This is a genomic window from Chryseobacterium aquifrigidense, from assembly GCF_006716485.1.
Taxonomy (GTDB): domain Bacteria; phylum Bacteroidota; class Bacteroidia; order Flavobacteriales; family Weeksellaceae; genus Chryseobacterium; species Chryseobacterium vietnamense.
The window spans coordinates 2,214,008-2,232,395 of sequence record NZ_VFPD01000001.1; the positions used below are offsets into that span (position 1 = coordinate 2,214,008).

The window sequence follows — 18,388 nt, forward strand, 5'->3', positions numbered from 1 at the left end:
CAGTTAAAAAAATAAAATCTTTGCGTCTGAAAAACATATCATCAGTTTGTATTTTAAATTATTCCTGATTAAAAAGATGAACGCAAAGTTTCTATTAATAATTCCGTTTTATGTAAGCATGCAAAGTTCAATTTCCTCTTAATAATTCTTTGAACCATTAAGTTTTCTTAAGCTCTTAAGAAAAGTTAAGAACAGGGCTAAAGTTATTCATAAAGCGTCTTCTTCATTCATCAAAGATGAATCTTAACTTATCTTATCCTCTTCATTTTCTTAATGGTTAAAATACTATATTTTTTTACAAAAGAAAGTAAATCAATTGTTTACACCCTATTCTTCATTAGTCTCAGTCATTTTCTTTTCTCTTTTTCTCTGAAGAATAAGATGTGCAGCATCCAGCATTTTCACCGTATGAATGTAAGGCATCACGATATTCCTTTCCGGCAGGTTTTCATAGACGCCCATTGAAAAATAGACGATTCCGGACATAAAATAATCATATTCTTTGAGGGTATAGGCGCTGAAGGCTTTTTTGAAAACCAACAGAGGATTCCGGTATTCCTTTTCCGAAAGCAGACCAAGAACCCACGGGGAAATCTTTTCCGGCTGTGTATCGATTGTCCATTTTCTGTCCTTCAGCATCATGAGATAGCCTGCCCGGATTAACGACCTCACCGACTGATGAAACTGGAAGATCACCGCCGGATCTTCATGGATCCAGCTATTTCTCTTTACTGCATAATTCATAATGTTGCTGAGCCTTTCTTTGGAAACATCCAGCTCATTGAACTGAAAGAAAGTTTCTATCAGCTGCAAGCCGGAGTGTTTTTTATCTGCCCGAAATCGGGAATCGAAGTTTGTTCTGCTTTTTTCATGTTTGTATTTTTTTATAAATGTAGGAAAAGAAATTTAATTACGGTCGATCGACCGTAATTTTTTATTATTTAATTATTTCATTTGTTCTATGACAGATATAAACGAAAAAATTTGTTCATACATTACAAAGAAATGGTTGATACCTTGGCTCCAAGAAGGCAAGTCACAAAATTCTTTTGCCAAAAATCATGGTGTAGAAGAAAGCACCATTAGAAAAATTAAAAGTGAAGAAACTTACAGAATACCCGTTGAAACACTTTTTAAAATATGCGAAGCAAGAAAAATTAGTTTATCTGATTTCTTTAAACTTATAAATGAATAATCCTGACGAGAGTTGGGATTTTTTTGTGGTGAAATTTTCATAATATTTAAGAATTTCCGTGAAAATACTGATTGAAAATTTTAAGAGGCTTTTTATTTTTGGTGTTTACGGAAAGCCGTAATCATCTATAATAGAAGATGTATATCTTTCACACAAAATATTTTTTATTAACACAATTGGAATTTCTTCTAAATATAGAAATCGTAAAATTCGTACACGATTAAGATTGTGATTATACAAAAATCTTTTGAAAGAGAACAAAATAGAAATTATTAAAGTAATAACACATAAAAAAATTCAGCTACTATTAAAGTACTAATAATAATTAGTTTAAAATATCAGAACTACAATATCAATTTTAAATCTATTTTTAAATAATGGAAACATTTCGTCCAAATAATTTACAAGAGCTATTATCTTTTAGTCAATCAATAAGAAGAGATGGTTTCTCACCTTACTTAGCATTCTTTAGAGGCCAAATAAATGACTGGCCAATAAAACCAAACATTACCAGAAATCCTAAACTTACTGATGCTGACATTCTCGAAAGGGAAAAAAACTTTTTTGAAAATTATAATGAAGAAACATTAGGGGTAAAAGTTTTACAACATTTTGATAAAGACTATACAAAATATGCACAGGACTGGCATAATCTATTTCAAGCGCAACATTTGGGATTTTACACAAGACTGACTGATTGGAGCCAAGATTTCAATAGTGCAATGTTTTTTGCAATTGATGATGAATCAAACACATACATAGATAACGATGGTGTAATATACTTATATAAATGTCCTTACTATGAAGATCAATTAATTAATTTTCAAAGAGAAGAAGACTACAGATTTTTTGATCAAAGTCCATTTGATCTTGAAAAATCTTATATGGTGAAACATCATTCTCAGTTTCCTGATGATTTCGAAAACTATGCTGGAGAAATTAGAAGATTTAGACAAGATGGAAGTTTCATTATTTTAAACTCAGAGGATATCAACAAACCAATTGAAAAAATACCATATATAAGTCAATATCTGACAAAAATATACATATCACCAAATGTAAAAGCTGAAATTTCTAATTATTTAGATGAAGGTTTTAAAGAATTTATTTATTTTGCTTCAACAGATGATAATAAGACAGAGGTGGAAAGGATTAGAAAAATAACGTCCGAAAGCAATAATAAAATTTATTCAGTGTAAAATATTAATTACAAAATAAAATGAACAAAGATTTGTATAATGAACTACAATTTTTATATGTTTCTTTAACAGAAAGATTTTCAAAGTATTCAGATTATCATTATGATGGGCTCTATAAATGTTATAACGGAAAATATTTCTTTCTACGAGATGAAAAAAGAGAGTTTTTAAAAAAACTATCAACAATTAAAATCGGAGAAATCTATTCAAGTAAGTATAAAGGAGAAATAGGGTTTCCTCAACAATATATAAATAGTTTTCTAGTAATGTTTCATGAAGACAAAGTGTGCATTATTGATGGATTAGGACAGATTATTCTTTACTATATTTTGTTTTTGCTTAAGTTAGAATTGGAAGCTTTTATAAACGAATTGAATGATGTTAAAGAAAGATTAAAAGGCTTTATAACTTCTGACGAAAATTTTATTTATTTTGATTATGTTACTTTCTTTGAAAATTGGGCTAAAAAATTTAAAGGAAATAAAGGTATGGAAATGCTAATGAACCTTTTCACAAAAACAAATTCGAATATTATAACAATTAGCTTTAGTGGTAAAATAGAGATTAATTTCAGTAAAATTAAGGAAATGTACAGTAGACTAGAATATTTTAACTTTACAATATTACAATGAATTATTTATATGATTTATAAGGCAAAATATCATATTTTTTTTTCATTAATTCACTGAAAAAGAACTTCTGGAATATAAAGAATATATCAGAAATTTAATTTCATAACACTACATTTTTATTTAATTTATTTTTTAACCTAATTAAATGTTTGAAAATTTACCTCTAAAAGAAATATTGTTATTAATTCTTGGAACACTTTCGACCTACCTTATATGGCGAGTTCAATTTCAAAAAGATAAAATCAAGAATATTGAAACCCAACTTTCTGAAAAAAAATTTCAAATTTATTCTGAGCTTGTGTATATAATATTTGACACAATGCACGGCGAAAAAATTGGAAAGAAAGTTAATGATAAAGAATTATTGAAGAGAATTTTAGATATTAAAAAAAATATGTTTCTCTATGCTTCTGATGAAATGTTTGAATCATTTAAAAATTGGACACTTGAATTACAAAAACCTGGAAATAATGGAGTAGATCATTTTAAAAAATACTTCGAATTAATGAAACTCGTCCGCAAAGATATGGGACAATCAAATTCAAAAATAAATTTGGATGATTTTATGATTTATATAATGCAAAATGAAGAAGAGTACAAAAAGTTTAAAACTTTATACAATTGGGACTAGGCAACCTTGTCATTTCCCAAAATCTCCCGCTCTCCGAAGTCTCCTGACTTCGGAGCAATTTCAAAGAAAAAAAACTTATTTCACCAGCTTAAAATTAGGATCATTTCCATAGCACGAATCAAAACAAAAAAATCCCAACTTTCGTCAGAATTTTTAAGCAAAAGATATCTAATATCTTTACCTTATTTTTTCATCACTCTACCCTACGATTTTGTGCCTTGCTCAACCGGGGCTTTCTGTAGAATCTGTATGGCTCCGTTAGCTGTATTTCCATAGAGCTGAATATAAATATCATCGCCATTTGTTCTTCTGATGATATATACTTTTACGGGTTCATTCCAATAATCTATAGAACCTTCCTCGCCAAAGTATTTGGCATCTTCTTTTATTCTGTCAAGCTCTGGCTGAGAAACTTTACCATCAAATATTTTTACACCGCCAACTTTTGTAATAGCATCATCATAACTTTTCAAAAAATACGGCAATGACCATTCTTCTTCATTATTTTTCCCATTGACTACATATGTTTTCCATATTTTCCCTCCTATGGGTGTCATTACGCCGTTAAGTGGAAAATACAGCATGTCAAAGCTTCTTTGGACTGGTTTGTTTTGAAAATCTAGTCCTTTGGGAAAACTGAAAAAGGGAAAATCACCCACTTCAGCGGTGGAAACCGGTACAGCGTTGATGTCAAATTGAGTAGTTTCTCCCGGAGATTTTTCTGCGGCTGTAGTATTTCCTATGGCGACAGTATCCTTAGTTGCCTCTGTTTTCTGTTCAGCCTTTTTGTTGCAGGCAGCAAGCAAAGCGCCCATTGATAGAATAATCAGTGTCTTCTTCATTGTAATAAATTTAGTTTTTGGGTGTATAATTTTTTTAAAACAGTGAAGGATAAAACAATACGAATTCTTCTTCATCAGAATCGCTCTGTATATTTTTATCCTGTACTATGTTTGCGGCACTAACTTACAAATAAAAATAAGGATAGGAAATCCCTAATTTTAAGGAGTTTAGTGAATAAAGATAATATGCTGACGATATTTTTGACGCAAAGATTTTTATTTTTGAAACTGATGATTTTAAGATAGCCAAGTGTAGACTCAACTTTGCTGATTCCTTGAAGCGCATGGATAAGCACACCGCTTCATGAGCGACGAATTCGAAGCACTTAGCTTATTTACAATACAACGAAATGATCAATGAACTGTGCATTAAAAAAGAATTCCAGTCATGATCTGATGAAAGATCTAGAAACTTACGCCTTCCTGATGATATCCCGCGTAAGATAAATATAATTAAACATACAAAACGTCGCCACCGCCCCGAAAGTATGCCATAAAAAGTGTGTTCCGAAACTGAACCACTCCCATTTATCAGAGATACGGAAAGTTAATGCAAAAACAAACGACAACACCGCAAATCCTACCCATTTTCCCGCTTTCCATTGGGTATAAATCAAATATCTTATTACCGAAAAAACTACAAATGAGGCCATGATGGCATAATTGACGTTGATAAAAAGAGAAGGGTTATCAATCAGAATCCAGTTTCTCAAACCCACCATAAGTACCAGACATCCCAGAACCATTGCAACAGCATAGTACCATCTGGTGCTCTGCGCCACAAAAAAAAATCCGGCAGAGAGACATAGCAACATAATAGGCAGCCAATCCATCATAATAAATACCGGCCACTGTCTGAAAGAATGATAAACCGTTCCTCCTATGGCTCCAATGTATAATAAAATTAAGCAGTAGGTTAAAAAAGGATATTTTTTGAAATCATCCTTCATTTTGAAGGTCCAGAAAATAGCGATGGCTAAAAATAATAGGGCTGTTATTGCATTTAATGGCTCAGGGAAAAACTGAGTCATATCTGTTTCTTTATATAACAGGCCTCCGTCAGGAGGTATTGAGTTTATTGGCATTGTCTTTTTTTATATTATTTACAGGCATGTTTTAGAGTGTAAAATACAAACACAAGCCATTTTTCTAACTATTAGCAAAACATATACTTACTTATTATAAATATAGAAAAAATTATGGTATTCTATACCTGGATGTCTCCGGTTATATTTTACAAAAATGTTAATTCTCCTTTTGATACCAACACACCCGATTGTATAATGAACAATCGGGTGTATTTTTTTAATTCGTTACCTTTAAAACAGGCAGTAATTTTGCTTATGGCAGCAAATTAGATTGCGTTGGCTTCAGCATATTCCTCATCTGAGACAGCTTCCAACCAAATATTCTGATTGGTTTGCGGATTGCCATTCGTTGCCAGATGTGAGAACCAACTTCCGGCGACTGCGCCATGCCAATGCTCCACATTCGGAGCAATTTCCACAATATCACCGGGTTTTAAACGACGGGCAGGTTTTCCTCTTTCCTGATATAAACCTTCGCCACCCACCACAATCAAAAGCTGTCCACCGGTATGACTATGCCAATTGTTGCGGCAGCCCGGCTCAAATGTGACATTGGAAAGAGGAACATTTAGATCTTTATTACCGGTAAGAGGTGCCAGATAGGATTTACCAATAAAGTATTGAGCAAAAGCCTTGTTTTCTTCACCTGTAGGAAAATCACTTATTTTAGGAATGTCTGTACTCATTTTGCTGGATTTTATTTTGTTTGAATTTACTTTATTTTGTGCAGTTACAGATGGAATGAACGCTAAGAGAATGATAATTAGATATTTCATTAACTTACACCTACATTATGATTCAATTGTTTTGATGATTTTTGCAGGAATTCCTCCTACTACAACATGGTCCGGAACATCTTTTGAAACCACCGCTCCGGCTGCTACCACAGCATTCTCCCCAATTGTAACTCCGGGAAGAATGGTAGCATTGGCGCCAATCCACGCATTTCTTTTGATGTGAACAGGCTGACCTGTTAATCCTTTCCTATGTTGAGGCTCCAAAGGATGATTTTCAGTGATCAGACTTACTTTCGGACCGATTAATACATCATCTTCGATGGTAATTCCGCCCAAAGCCAGAAAAGTACAATCGAAGTTGATGAATACATTCTTACCGATGTTGATATTCTTTCCGTAATTGATATAGATCGGGGTAAATACCGCTACGTTCTCCAGTTTTTCACCAACAATCTCACTTAATATTTTTAAGATCTCATCCGGTTCTGTGGAATTATTGAGTGGGATCAATTGTTTTTTAACCTCATAAGAAGCTTCCAGTAGTTTGTGAATTTCCGGGTCGTCTGGCATTACTGTTTCGCCATTTTTAAGTCTGGCGAAAATATCTTCGTTAAATCTCATGATTATATACTTAAAAAAAGGTGGTAAATCCGCCATTTCAAAGCGGATTCAACTCTTGTAATACTCAATTATTTCAAATGTGTTCTGAAGAAATTATCCAGTTTTTCAAAAGGAATAACCTCCACTCTATCATATAAATCTACGTGAACCGCATTGGGGATAATCATTAATTCCTTCGGTTCTGCAGCCATTTTATAAATGTCTTCGGAAAAATATTTTGAATGTGCATTTTCACCGGCAATTAAAAGCATCGGGCGTGGTGAAATTTCTTTGATGTAACTTAAAATAGGCATATTCATAAATGAAAGTGCGCTGGTAAGCCTCCATCCTTTTGTTGAGTTTACTGAACGCTCGTGAAACCCTCTTTCGGTTTTGTAATAATTGAAATAATCTTTTACAAACTGAGGTTCATTGCCAGTTAATTTTTCCGGAAGATGTGAAGCTGGATATTCCATCTTTCCTGTTTCCGCATCTTTCCATCTTTGCTGATTCAGATCTTCAAGCGTTTTTGTCCGCTGCTCCAGGGTAACGGCGTCATGATATCCTTTAGAAATTACTCTTGTCATATCATACATACTTGTGGTTGCAACGGCTTTTATACGCTTATCTATTGCAGTCGCATTCAGTGCCATTCCTCCAAATCCGCAAATTCCTATGATTCCGATTTTGTTCCGGTCAACATTGTTTTGAAGCCCCAGGAAATCAACTGCGGCACTGAAATCTTCGGTATTGATGTCCGGTGAAGCAATATCTCTCGGCTCGCCTCCACTTTCGCCTGTGTAAGAAGGGTCAAAAGCGACAACGGCAAAACCTCTTTCCGCCATTTGATTGGCATATAAACCTGAAGACTGTTCTTTCACCGCACCAAAAGGTCCGCTGATTGCCAAAGCGGCCAGTTTTTCGTTTCCTGCATTTTTCGGAAGATATAAATCTCCTGAAAGCGTTATTCCGTAACGGTTTTTGAAGGTAACAGCTTTACGGGTTACTTTATTGCTGAGCTGGAAAGTATAATGTTCGCTTTGTTCTGTTGGATTCATTGTAATTTGATTTGATTTTTTATTCTGCGCAAAAGTCTGTCCGATAAAAAGGAAGGACAAAGCCATTACTGTCGTTACTATTTTCATATCTGAATTTTATTTTAAAAATTACTGATACAAAATTAGAAACAGCCGTGTGCTGACAGTTAATGATAATCAAACCAAAAATTAAGAAATTCAAACTTCCGTTAAACGAAAGGCTTTTGGATTGGTTCCGGTTTGTTTTTTAAAGAAATTATTAAAATATGTTGGATAATCGAATCCAAGCGCGAAAGCTATTTCTGAGATATTCCAATCTGTATGGTGCAGCAATGCCTTTGCTTCTGTAAGAATACGTTCCGTGATATGAGCCGTTGTTGATTTTCCGGTAATTTCTTTTACAGCACGATTGAGATAATTAACGTGGACATTCAGGCTTTTCGCAAAATCCTGAGCCGATTTCAGCTGCAGCGACTGATTAGTGGTTTCAATAGGAAACTGTCTTTCCAGAAGTTCCAGAAAAACGGATGATAATCTTGATGCTGCATTTTTGTTCTGGTCAAAATCTGCTGCAGGCTCCAGCTTCAGAGATTCGTGAATGATCAGGCTTATATAATTGCGAATCAGCTCATCTTTGTAAAGGTAATCACTTTCCTGCTCTTCAATCATCTTTTGGAAAATGGTATTGAGAAACTGTCTTTGATCTTCTGTGATTTTAAGAACAGGAGTTCCGCCGATTTTAAAGAAAGAAGACTGCTGCAAACTTTCGGAACGTTCAGAATTTTTGAAAAATTCTTCAGAAAAAAGAATGGTATAACCTTTATAAGTGGTTGAAATTGTTTCCCAGGAATATGGAATATGTGGATTTCCGAAAAACAGGACAGTTCCTTCCTGCTCGAAGCTTTTGTCAGAATAATGAATTTTACTTTTTCCTGTTGTAAGGCAAATTTTATAGAATTCTTTTCTGCTGTACACACGGGTTTCGTTCCCGTCCTGCTCAATCTGAAATGCACGGAAACCTTTTAATTTCAATTCAGTATTAAACTCCGAAACAACTCTTTTTACCTTTTCTTTCATTTTTCAAAGTTAAGAAATTCAAACTATAAATATTACGTGTCAAAAAAACCATCCCTTTGCCTCCTCAACATGGTAATCATTTCAGCGATTCAGGGATTCATTAAGATTTGTTTTCAAAATTTTAAGTTTTTTTTAAATACCACATCTTTATAAATAGACTGTTTGAGGCACGGCACTTGCAAAGTTCATAGTACCATTTTAAAAATATAAAGATATGAACAACGAGAAAACAGTTTCAGTATTAAATGATTTACTGAACATTACCAACGACAGAATTCAGGGATTTTCGAAAGTTGAAGACAAAGTTTGGGATGAGTATCCGCTGCTAAGAGCAGACTATGATACTATGGTCGCCCAGTCTCACAAGATGAAAAACGAATTGAGCAACCTGATCACGGAAAGAGGCGGCACTCCGGATCAGTCAGGATCAGCTGCAGGAGCTATCCACCGAGCATGGATTGATGTTAAAAACTCTTTTGCCACAGATACAGCCGGCTCTACATTGGGAAATGTTGTATATGGTGAAAATGCTGCTATAGATGCTTATCAGGATGCTTTAGACAGCGGTGATCTCTGCCCGGAAAGCTCAAGGGTTGTACTGGATCAGCTTCATCAGCTTAAGGCTTCTCATGATAAATTTGAGGTTCTTGAAGACTTAAAGAAGTAACCTCTGAGGTAAGTTCTATTTAATCATCACAACATTCGCACGTTGTCACTGGAGGTCATAAATCTTCCGGTACTTAACACAAAAAACAGTAGTATGTCAAAGAAAATCGCAATACTGGCCACACATGGCTTTGAAGAGAGTGAATTAAGTTCACCAAAAGAATATCTGGAACAACAGGGATGGACCGCGCATATTGTAAGTCCGGAATCCGGAAGTATTAAAGCCTGGGCAGAAAAAGACTGGGGGAAGGAATATCCGGTGGATCAAACGCTGGAAAATGCAGTAGCTTCGGATTATGATGCGTTGGTATTACCGGGTGGAGTTATTAATCCGGATCAGCTGCGAACCAATGAAAAAGCACTCAACTTTGTAAAGGATTTTTTTGCTCAGCATAAACCTGTAGCAGCCATTTGCCATGGACCACAGGTACTGATCAACGCTGGTGTGGTAGAAGGCAGAAATCTGACTTCCGTAAACTCCATCAGCCAGGATTTAAAAAACGCAGGTGCGCGCTGGGAAGACAGCGAGGTGGTAGTAGATGCCGGACTCGTTACGAGCAGAACTCCAAAAGACCTTCCTGCCTTCAACGCGAAACTTGCAGAAGAGATCAGGGAAGGAAAACATTCGGAACAAACGCTCTGAAACAAATAAAGTCTGGTTCTTCCAGACTTTTTTTTTCTTATCATCAGATTTTTGTATGTAAAAAGTACCACATTTATGTCCTATGGCAAAAAATTTGTAATTATTAAAATCAAATCACAATCGTATGAACAATATAGTAAAAATTACATTGGCTCTTGCAGCAGGAAGTTCTTTGCTTTATCTGGGCCTGCGAAAAAAAGGCAAGAAAAGCAAAATATATCTTGCTCCTGATGGAAACTCTTATAAAGAAAATCAGATTTACCGTACTTACGATAACAAACTTTATAAGAACGGCAAGGAGTTTCATTATTCCCTGCCGCAGGTAGAGAATGATCAGTATTCTAATAAAAGCTACAGTACAGTTACTGATAACGTTTACTCCAACTATAAAACCGATCATAAAAGCACCCAATATCACCATAAAGGGGTAAGGCATCAATAAAACGAAGCCACCAGATATACACGACACCACAACACTAACCACAAAAAATAATATTATGAGAAATTTATTATGGCTTGTTGCAGTCATCTGCATTGCCGTCTGGCTCCTGGGAATGCTCGGAATCATTCCGGGGATGGACACAGGAAGTTTAATCCACACACTTTTAGTTGTTGCCATTATTGTTGTTCTGATCAATATTTTTACAGGCAGAAAACCTCTTAATTAAAAACAAAAAAATCAGAGTAGAAAACCATCTACTCTGATTGATATTTAATCAGCAATAATGTAAAACAAACTATGAATTATCTGAAAAAAGTACATCTTTTTCAGTAGCCGCTTTTGTGGCTTTATCATTTATATACACGGGTATACCGCCCACCCAGGTTTCCAATACCGGAATATCTCTCATTTTCATATACTGCAGTGAAGGGGTATTTAAGGAAAGAGGATCCTGTTCCAAAATAACAAAATCAGCAAAGTAGCCTTTATCTAGTGATCCTACCCATTTATCTGCATAACATTGCCAGGCAGCATCGTAAGTAACTGCAATCAAAGCCTGTTCAGGGGTAAGACGTTCTGCACTGTTTAAAACTTCAATATCATTCGGATTCTTTTCCATGATTCTGGTAATGGATTGCTCCATCATTCTTAAAGGACCCAATGGACTTACCTCATTATCGCTATGAAGGGTAATTCTCATACCGGCAGCAAGTGTGGAACCACAAAGATCAAGCATTTGCGCTTTCTCACCGAAGATGACTTCTTTAAAAGCATAGCCCCAGTAGCCTACGTGTCCGATAAGGAAGCTTGGAGAAACTCCCATTTGGAGCATATTGGTAATTTGCTCTGACGTCAGCAGTGAACAGTGTTCAATACGGTTACGAAGCTCCGGACCTTTATATTGAGCCAAAGTACGCTGATAAGCATTAATGGCAAATGTCACTGCCTGATCTCCATTGGCATGAACCATGAGTGGCCAGCCTTTTACAGCTACCACACTATTAATTAATGCATTATAGCTCGGCGGAATCGTATGGGCAGGAATACCTGTCTGCGGAAAATTAAATACTCCTGTATTGTTTGCAGGATTACACAGGTAAGGAGCACTCTGATACCCTGTCAAACCCTGGTTGGAGCCATCTGAAACCACTTTAATATGTCCGTAATAAACAGGTTTATAATGATCCGGTTCTTTATAAGGCTTCAGGTTGTCAACATCTTCCTGATTGGAACAAAGATATGCCCCGCCCGTTCTTACCCATTCAGGATGAGTTTCAAAATATTTGGTCAAAAGCATTTCTGATCCTTTATTTAATCCGGCATCATACATAAAAGTAACTCCTCTCGAATTGGCCGTATTGAAAAGGTTAGTAAGATACCTGTTAATCTCTATGCTCATCGCAATGATCTGCAGTTTTACCGTCTTCAGTGCCGGAGTCATTTGTAAGCCTTCCTGCAGCTGACCTTTAGTTTCAGCAATATAATTTTCAACAGTTTTATACTCGTCACTGATATCAGAATTATGTTTAAATACATATTCCAGCGCCTTGGTATTCAGATAAAGGGTATGCATGGAAGCACTTAACAGCATCATCGGTGTAATATGATTAATACTATCAAGCAGTATATTATCGATGGTTATTAACTCTTTTTTACCGTCTTTTTCCTTAAAAGGCATTAATGAAGGATCTAGTCCTCTACCTAAAATAACCGCACCCGGAATTTTAGGAATATGATTGTTGATGATGGTTCCTACAGAGGTTAGGTCATATACGGCCTTTAAATTCTGTCCTTCAAAAGGGCTCAGATCCAGCCATCCCTGCATCATAGCTGTTGGAACCATATGAACATGAGGCTCTATCAGGCCGGGAAGTAAAGTTTGGGTAGGAGTTAACTCTTTTCTTTGAAATCCCTGATAGTTTGCTTTCATATAGTCTTCTACCTGATCTTTTGTACCGGTTATCACTACTTTTCCATCCGCGATCCCAACGGATTCAACGGTAGCTGTAGATCCTCCGATCATAGGACGGATGATTCCTCCGCTTACCATCAGAGTCTGTGGTTTTTCGTGGGTTGCTTTTCCGGAACCCGGATTGAGTTTCGTCATATTTTCTGCACTGAAAAGGTCTTCTTTAAGAACATCCAAAACAGGATTGTGGCAAGAGCAATGCGTGCAGCCATGCGTGTGACTGTGTGATTTTTCCATAGGAATAATTGGATTTAAGGTTTTTTTTAAGTTTAATTTTGTGTGTTGACTTTTAATTATACTGTACCTTAAGTACATAGAAATACAGGCCTCTCATCAGAGGAGGCTTATTTGTAATGCAAATTGATGATGATTTTTAAGGTACTAGGTCAGATTGAATTCGGGAACGTGAATAAATTTCATATATTTTCATGTTTTAGTTTATTTTATAAAAATAATAAAAATATTCATTCAAAATATTTTTTATCACTCAATGTTGATTAAATATTACTATCTAAAATTTTAATTTACAGCATGTTCCTGTTTAATTCACAATTACAACATGATGTTTGGAATACCTCATCAGGCAATGCATCCGGTAATTTTTGGCAGAAAACGATCACCAATCTTATTTCGGTCTTGTGAAATAACATGTTAAAAATCAACTTCAGAAGTCTTTAAATGATTACATTAGCAAAGAATTAAAATGCGCTGAGATTTCTATGAAAAATATGTTCTGTGTATTGCTACTTTCAATGGTACAGCCTGTACTGTCACAAACCAAACTGGAAAAAGCAATTACTAATCTTGAGAATAATTACGAGCAGGAGAAAGTATATGTACTTACCGATAAATCGCAATATGCAGCCGGTGATAAAATTTGGTTCAAAAGTTTTGTATTTGACGGATATAACCGCTCCGCATTATCCACTACTCTGTTTGTTGAGCTGTATAATTCCGATAAAAAATTAATAGACTGGAAAACTGTACTTCTTACCAATGGTGAAGGCAGCGGAGATTTTCAACTGAAAGAAGACCTTCCCGAGCAGGTTTATTTTGTAAGAGCTTACACTCCTTACATGACCAATTTTAATGAAGACTTCCAAATTGTCAAAACAATTCCGGTTTACAATCCGAACTCTCCGGAATCACTGGTCATTGCAAAAAGCTCCGACTGGTCTGCCAAAGTCTTTCCTGAAGGCGGAACTTTTGTTAGCGGTATGCCTACAAAATTTGCGGTAAGATTATCTTCCAATTCTTCTCTGCCGGAAAACTGGTCAGGAAAAATTATAGACAGCCAAAATCCCAACACTCCTGTTACCACATTCAAATCTTTTGATAAGAACATAGCTTCTTTTAAGATAACTCCGGCATCAGGCAAGAAATATCAGGCTGTTATTCAGGATAATAATGGAAAAAGTCAGACAATAGATTTGCCACAAGTTGCAGACAGCGGCCTGAGTATAGAAGTTTCAAGTTCCAAAGAAGGAGTAAAATATAATTTAAAAGGTGTTCATCTCAAACAACAGCTTCAGGGTTATAAAATTATTGGAATGATCAATAATCATCTTGCTTACAGAGCCAATATCAACCATCTGACCAATGAAGCATCAAGTCTTATTCCTACGAAAATCAGCAGTGGCGCCAACGTGGTTTTGCAATTGGTTATTTTTGATGAACAGGATAATGTTGTTGCACAAAGGCTTTGTTTTGTAAAACCAGGTAATTTAAAGATTGAGAAAGCAGAAATAGTAGGTCAGAGCTTAAAGCTAACCCCAAGAGCTTTCAACAGTATTGATCTTTCTCCGGAATCTTATTTCAAAAACTACACGGTTTTGGTAAGTGATGATAGTGGTACCCCAATTCCTGAAGAAGATAATATTCTGAGTGCGCTTTGGTTAACGGGAGATTTTCCAACAAGAATAGACAGCCCGGCACAATACTTCTCGAAGAATGCCAATACGGAAGCTTTGGACGCCCTTCTTATTTCTGAAAACTGGAAAAGATTCGACTGGAATGCTGTACTCAGCGGAGTTGCCCCGGCCATTAAAACTCCATCTCAAAAATACCTTTCTTACAGAGTAAAACCTATTAAAAATAATGCTCTTCTGCCCAACACGAATATCAATTTGTTATCAAAATCCGGTCAGAGTCAGCCTGTATTCAGCCAATTCAAAACAGATCAAAACGGATATATCTATTTAAATAACCTGAATAATGATGAACCGCTGGAAATTTCAGCCTTTGTTAATTCAGAAAATAAAGAATCGGGAAATAATGATTTGTTTGTCACCATAGAACCGCTGGTCACTCCTTCACAATTTAAGGGTAATTTCCCGGCGACTCAATATACCTTGATGAAAGCGGGTAAAAATAAAACCCTTACCTCTACAATTTCCAGAGCTATCAATACTCAAAAAAATATTAAAAAGAAAGAGAGTAATGATATACAAATTCAGGAAGTAGCCTTAGTAGGAAAAAAGAAAGATCCGAAAGCAGAACTGGATAAACAACTGTCCACCGGAATGTTCAGCTCAGTCAATTCTACGGTATTTGATTTTGTCAATGAAGATCAGCATACCTCGGGATACACCAATATTTTAGACTGGCTGCAGGGAAAAGCTGCCGGGCTGACATTTCAGAGGAATAATTCAGGAGCTAACGTACCCTACATCCGGGGCCAGCAAGCCAAGCTCTTTTTAGATGAAATAGCGACCGATCCTACCATGATTTCCACTCTACCCATCAACAATATTGCGATGGTAAAAATTATTAAGGGATCAGGATTGGTAGGTGATGCCGTAGCCATCTACACAATGAAAGGCAACATGCAGGCTAAAAGCAATGAAAAAGAGACGAAAAAGAACAACTCATCCATCATCAAAGGATATGATAAACCTTCAGAATTCCCGATTGAAATGATAGATGATGACGCACCGGAAAAAATTGAAAACGATACCCGCGAAACACTGTACTGGAATCCTAATTTATTTGACAGTGATTATGTTCCTCCAAGAATTAAATTCTTTAATAACGACAGTGCAAAACAATATAAAATGTTGATCATAAGCTTTGATGAAGATGACAATCTTCTTTATGACCAGCAGGTTTTAAAATAATCTTCAAAAAAGATTCTGAAGATCACCATAAGGGACAAGCCTGTATTCAGACTTGTCCCTTTTCATTACAATAAATATTGATTGAATAAACAGGCTTACAACCCTTACTTCAGGACGGTATCATAAATTGTATTAAGAAGATCCTGTCTCATCTTTGAGTTTCTCTGATCAAGAAGGATGATAATGCCCCACTTTTTAGCCCTGTTATAACATATGATGGAAGACTGTCCCATAGAATCTCCGGATTTTAAATAGAGCGTATTTTGATCATCCGTTGATATATTTAAGCCTAATCCCATTTCTCTTTTGTCATCTTTATAAAAGATTTTCTCCGCTATTATGGAAGCCTGACCTACTTTGGTTTTATCATTTAATACCGCCTTTAAAAACTTTATCATATCGGTTGAATTAGATTTTACCAATCCGGCGGGAGCGGTAACATTCCAATTGAAAAATTCCTGAATTCCTCCATCCGGATTATGACCAGTCGTTTTGTTTTTCACGTTAAAATCTTTCGTTAGTGTAGTCGTCATTTTCAATGGATCTGTTAGTTTTTCTCTGATAATGAGATCATAACTCTTTCCATATACTTTTTCCAGAATCTGTCCCAATAAAGTGTAGCCCATGGTTGAATATTGGTACTTACCATAATCTTTAAGCTCTTTACAGTTATTGATTAGAGAGGTCAGCGTACTTTGAGTGACGTTGCTTACAGGCTGCTGTGGATTCAGTTCTATTAATTTTGGGAAGTCGATATCGGGTAAACCGGATTGATGAGATGCAAGATCTGAAATTCTGATCTTATTTTTAAGATTTTGTTGCAACACATATTCTTTGGGAAGATAACCGTCGATATAATCATCCAGTTTTATTTTTCGGTCTATCACTGCCTGGGCAATTAAATTGGCAGTTAAAATTTTAGTAATAGAGGCAATTTCGAACAGAGAATTTTTATCAATCCTGCTTTTACTTTCCTTACTTATATTACCATATGCCGTATAATATTCTTCATTATTACTGATAAAGCCAACACTGATTCCTACCTCTGGACTTTTTTTATAATTATCCTGGATAATGGAATCAATTTTTGCGGATTTTTTTTGTCCGAAAGTAAAGCTACTTAAGAATAACAGTACTGCTAAAAATTGAAAAGATGTTTTCATTGTATCGTTTTTTAAATGTTAAAAATTTATTTCGATACAAAGATGTGGAAGCCCTTGAAAGCAGACGACCGAATAAAAGTAATCGTCCCAATTTTCTCAGAAAAATAAGTACGGATCATTCTGAGAAAGCGTACGGATAATTACAAAATATTGTGTTACAAACCCTTACGATAAAGCGTAGGCGTAGTTCCCGTATGTTTTTTAAAGGCAGTATTAAAAGAAGATTTTGAATTGAACCCCACTTCATACAGAATTTCAAGGATCGTCACCTTACTTTTGGTTTCATCTTTTAACATATTCATGGCATTTTCTATACGATAGGTATTTACAAAATCATAGAAATGCTGACCCAACTGATGATTGATTAAAAGAGACAATTCTCTGACAGGAATTCCAATTTCTCCCGAAACCTCCTGAATGGTAAGGGAAGAATTAAGAAACGGTTTTTTCTCCACCATATACTTTTTTAATCTCAAAAGATCCTCATTATATTCCCTGTCATTTGTCACTGGTTCTTCATTATTTTTTTCTTCCGAAACCATCTCGGAAACCATCTTCAATTTTGAATCCACGTTTCTGAAAAGCTCAGGATGATTCAATGCTTTGAAAAGATACCAGCAAATAATAAAAAGGGATAATAATAAAAGTGCAGCCTTTATCCCTTCCGAAATGTAGACATATTCTGAAAACTTAAGAATGTTTTTTAAAAGAGCGATGGCATAAACCATACACAATACAACCGTAAACTGGAACAGCCAGTGGTAAGAACTGATGTTTTTCCCGGCATAATTTTCAAGATAAAGCGTCTTTGATTTCCTTAATACTCTGAAAACCGCAACAAAATAGATAACCATCTGGGCATGCAACAGAATATGATTAAACTTCAATTCTACCATGTTTTGACGGTTTTCAATAAAGTGAATTTTCGATGCCATATCTACCCCATAAAAACGAGGCAGTAAAATCAGATTAGCAATCAAAAACGGAAGCGCATGCAGCAGATACTGGGGTTTCAGTTTGAAATCCGAATAACAAACGGATAACACGTAGAGATAAAAAACCGGAATTTGCAGAAACACAAGCATATTTTTGAATATCCCAAGGTTGGATGGTCCATCAGACACCATAGTAAACAGAGGATCACTCATATCTATGGCGTTAATGATGAGAAAAACAGCAAATAAAACATTGCTTACTCTGTGCCTGGTCTTTACTGTAACAAGGAAAATTGAAAGAAGTACAGAAATGAATACGGAAACCGAAGCGATAATAATCAATAAATTACTTTTATCCATTCCTTATTCTTCTTTGTTTTGGTTATTATATTTTAAAATTTTTATGAGTATTCCGG

General features: G+C 35.4%; 19 protein-coding genes. 9 read left to right on the forward strand and 10 right to left on the reverse strand.

Annotated features, from left to right (window positions below; genetic code table 11):
* Positions 1-327 precede the first annotated feature (327 nt).
* Entirely contained in the window at positions 328-813 is a 486-nt protein-coding gene (locus FB551_RS09950; protein ID WP_142017136.1) for a hypothetical protein, read from the reverse strand.
* A gap of 148 nt (positions 814-961) precedes the next feature.
* On the opposite strand from FB551_RS09950, the gene FB551_RS09955 reads away from it, so the two are divergent.
* The 4 genes from FB551_RS09955 to FB551_RS09970 all read left to right on the forward strand — a co-directional run bounded on the left by FB551_RS09955 (position 962) and on the right by FB551_RS09970 (position 3,657).
* Positions 962-1,195 (forward strand): helix-turn-helix domain-containing protein, encoded by a 234-nt coding sequence (locus FB551_RS09955; protein ID WP_002977873.1) that lies wholly within the window; start codon positions 962-964, stop codon positions 1,193-1,195.
* Positions 1,196-1,572: 377 nt separating this feature from the next.
* Positions 1,573-2,394: an FRG domain-containing protein gene (locus FB551_RS09960; protein ID WP_142017138.1), complete on the forward strand. Its 822-nt coding sequence runs from the start codon at positions 1,573-1,575 to the stop codon at positions 2,392-2,394.
* Between the two features lie 20 nt (positions 2,395-2,414).
* A complete protein-coding gene (locus tag FB551_RS09965; RefSeq protein ID WP_142017140.1) occupies positions 2,415-3,026 on the forward strand; it encodes a hypothetical protein in 612 nt (203 codons plus the stop codon).
* A 145-nt stretch (positions 3,027-3,171) separates the two neighbouring features.
* The gene (locus FB551_RS09970) at positions 3,172-3,657 is read left to right on the forward strand and encodes a hypothetical protein (RefSeq protein ID WP_142017142.1); all 486 of its coding nucleotides are present in this window, start codon (positions 3,172-3,174) and stop codon (positions 3,655-3,657) included.
* A 203-nt stretch (positions 3,658-3,860) separates the two neighbouring features.
* Here FB551_RS09970 and FB551_RS09975 read toward each other — a convergent pair whose 3' ends face one another.
* The 6 genes from FB551_RS09975 to FB551_RS10000 all read right to left on the reverse strand — a co-directional run bounded on the left by FB551_RS09975 (position 3,861) and on the right by FB551_RS10000 (position 9,038).
* Positions 3,861-4,499 carry a hypothetical protein gene (locus tag FB551_RS09975; RefSeq protein ID WP_142017144.1) on the reverse strand — a complete coding sequence of 213 codons (639 nt, stop codon included), beginning with the start codon at positions 4,497-4,499 and terminating at the stop codon, positions 3,861-3,863.
* Positions 4,500-4,912: 413 nt separating this feature from the next.
* Positions 4,913-5,584, reverse strand: coding sequence for a hypothetical protein (locus FB551_RS09980; RefSeq protein WP_142017146.1), 672 nt, complete (start codon positions 5,582-5,584; stop codon positions 4,913-4,915).
* A gap of 269 nt (positions 5,585-5,853) precedes the next feature.
* Positions 5,854-6,363: a cupin domain-containing protein gene (locus FB551_RS09985; RefSeq protein WP_142017148.1), complete on the reverse strand. Its 510-nt coding sequence runs from the start codon at positions 6,361-6,363 to the stop codon at positions 5,854-5,856.
* Between the two features lie 15 nt (positions 6,364-6,378).
* Positions 6,379-6,945: a DapH/DapD/GlmU-related protein gene (locus FB551_RS09990; RefSeq protein ID WP_226798663.1), complete on the reverse strand. Its 567-nt coding sequence runs from the start codon at positions 6,943-6,945 to the stop codon at positions 6,379-6,381.
* A 68-nt stretch (positions 6,946-7,013) separates the two neighbouring features.
* Positions 7,014-8,069: an alpha/beta hydrolase gene (locus FB551_RS09995; RefSeq protein WP_142017156.1), complete on the reverse strand. Its 1,056-nt coding sequence runs from the start codon at positions 8,067-8,069 to the stop codon at positions 7,014-7,016.
* 90 nt (positions 8,070-8,159) lie between these two features.
* Positions 8,160-9,038, reverse strand: coding sequence for a helix-turn-helix domain-containing protein (locus tag FB551_RS10000; RefSeq protein WP_047433675.1), 879 nt, complete (start codon positions 9,036-9,038; stop codon positions 8,160-8,162).
* A gap of 214 nt (positions 9,039-9,252) precedes the next feature.
* Between FB551_RS10000 and FB551_RS10005 the strand changes: the two genes are divergently transcribed.
* From FB551_RS10005 to FB551_RS10020, 4 genes are all read left to right on the forward strand, one after another.
* Positions 9,253-9,705, forward strand: a complete 453-nt coding sequence (locus FB551_RS10005; RefSeq protein WP_142017158.1) for a PA2169 family four-helix-bundle protein — start codon at positions 9,253-9,255, stop codon at positions 9,703-9,705.
* Between the two features lie 93 nt (positions 9,706-9,798).
* Entirely contained in the window at positions 9,799-10,347 is a 549-nt protein-coding gene (locus FB551_RS10010) for a type 1 glutamine amidotransferase domain-containing protein (RefSeq protein WP_142017160.1), read from the forward strand.
* Between the two features lie 124 nt (positions 10,348-10,471).
* Positions 10,472-10,789 carry a hypothetical protein gene (locus tag FB551_RS10015; RefSeq protein WP_047433677.1) on the forward strand — a complete coding sequence of 106 codons (318 nt, stop codon included), beginning with the start codon at positions 10,472-10,474 and terminating at the stop codon, positions 10,787-10,789.
* A 55-nt stretch (positions 10,790-10,844) separates the two neighbouring features.
* Positions 10,845-11,015, forward strand: a complete 171-nt coding sequence (locus tag FB551_RS10020; RefSeq protein ID WP_047433678.1) for a lmo0937 family membrane protein — start codon at positions 10,845-10,847, stop codon at positions 11,013-11,015.
* A 69-nt stretch (positions 11,016-11,084) separates the two neighbouring features.
* Here the strand turns inward: FB551_RS10020 and FB551_RS10025 are convergent, their stop codons facing one another.
* On the reverse strand, positions 11,085-12,995 hold the full coding sequence (locus tag FB551_RS10025; RefSeq protein ID WP_167497845.1) for an amidohydrolase: 1,911 nt from the start codon (positions 12,993-12,995) through the stop codon (positions 11,085-11,087).
* Positions 12,996-13,477: 482 nt separating this feature from the next.
* Between FB551_RS10025 and FB551_RS10030 the strand changes: the two genes are divergently transcribed.
* The gene (locus FB551_RS10030) at positions 13,478-15,874 is read left to right on the forward strand and encodes a hypothetical protein (RefSeq protein ID WP_185150208.1); all 2,397 of its coding nucleotides are present in this window, start codon (positions 13,478-13,480) and stop codon (positions 15,872-15,874) included.
* A 104-nt stretch (positions 15,875-15,978) separates the two neighbouring features.
* Here FB551_RS10030 and FB551_RS10035 read toward each other — a convergent pair whose 3' ends face one another.
* Both FB551_RS10035 and FB551_RS10040 read right to left on the reverse strand, forming a co-directional pair.
* Positions 15,979-17,037 carry a serine hydrolase domain-containing protein gene (locus FB551_RS10035; protein WP_142017164.1) on the reverse strand — a complete coding sequence of 353 codons (1,059 nt, stop codon included), beginning with the start codon at positions 17,035-17,037 and terminating at the stop codon, positions 15,979-15,981.
* A 155-nt stretch (positions 17,038-17,192) separates the two neighbouring features.
* Complete coding sequence (locus FB551_RS10040; RefSeq protein ID WP_142017166.1) at positions 17,193-18,332, reverse strand: helix-turn-helix domain-containing protein; 1,140 nt, start codon at positions 18,330-18,332, stop codon at positions 17,193-17,195.
* Between the last annotated feature and the right edge of the window lie 56 nt (positions 18,333-18,388).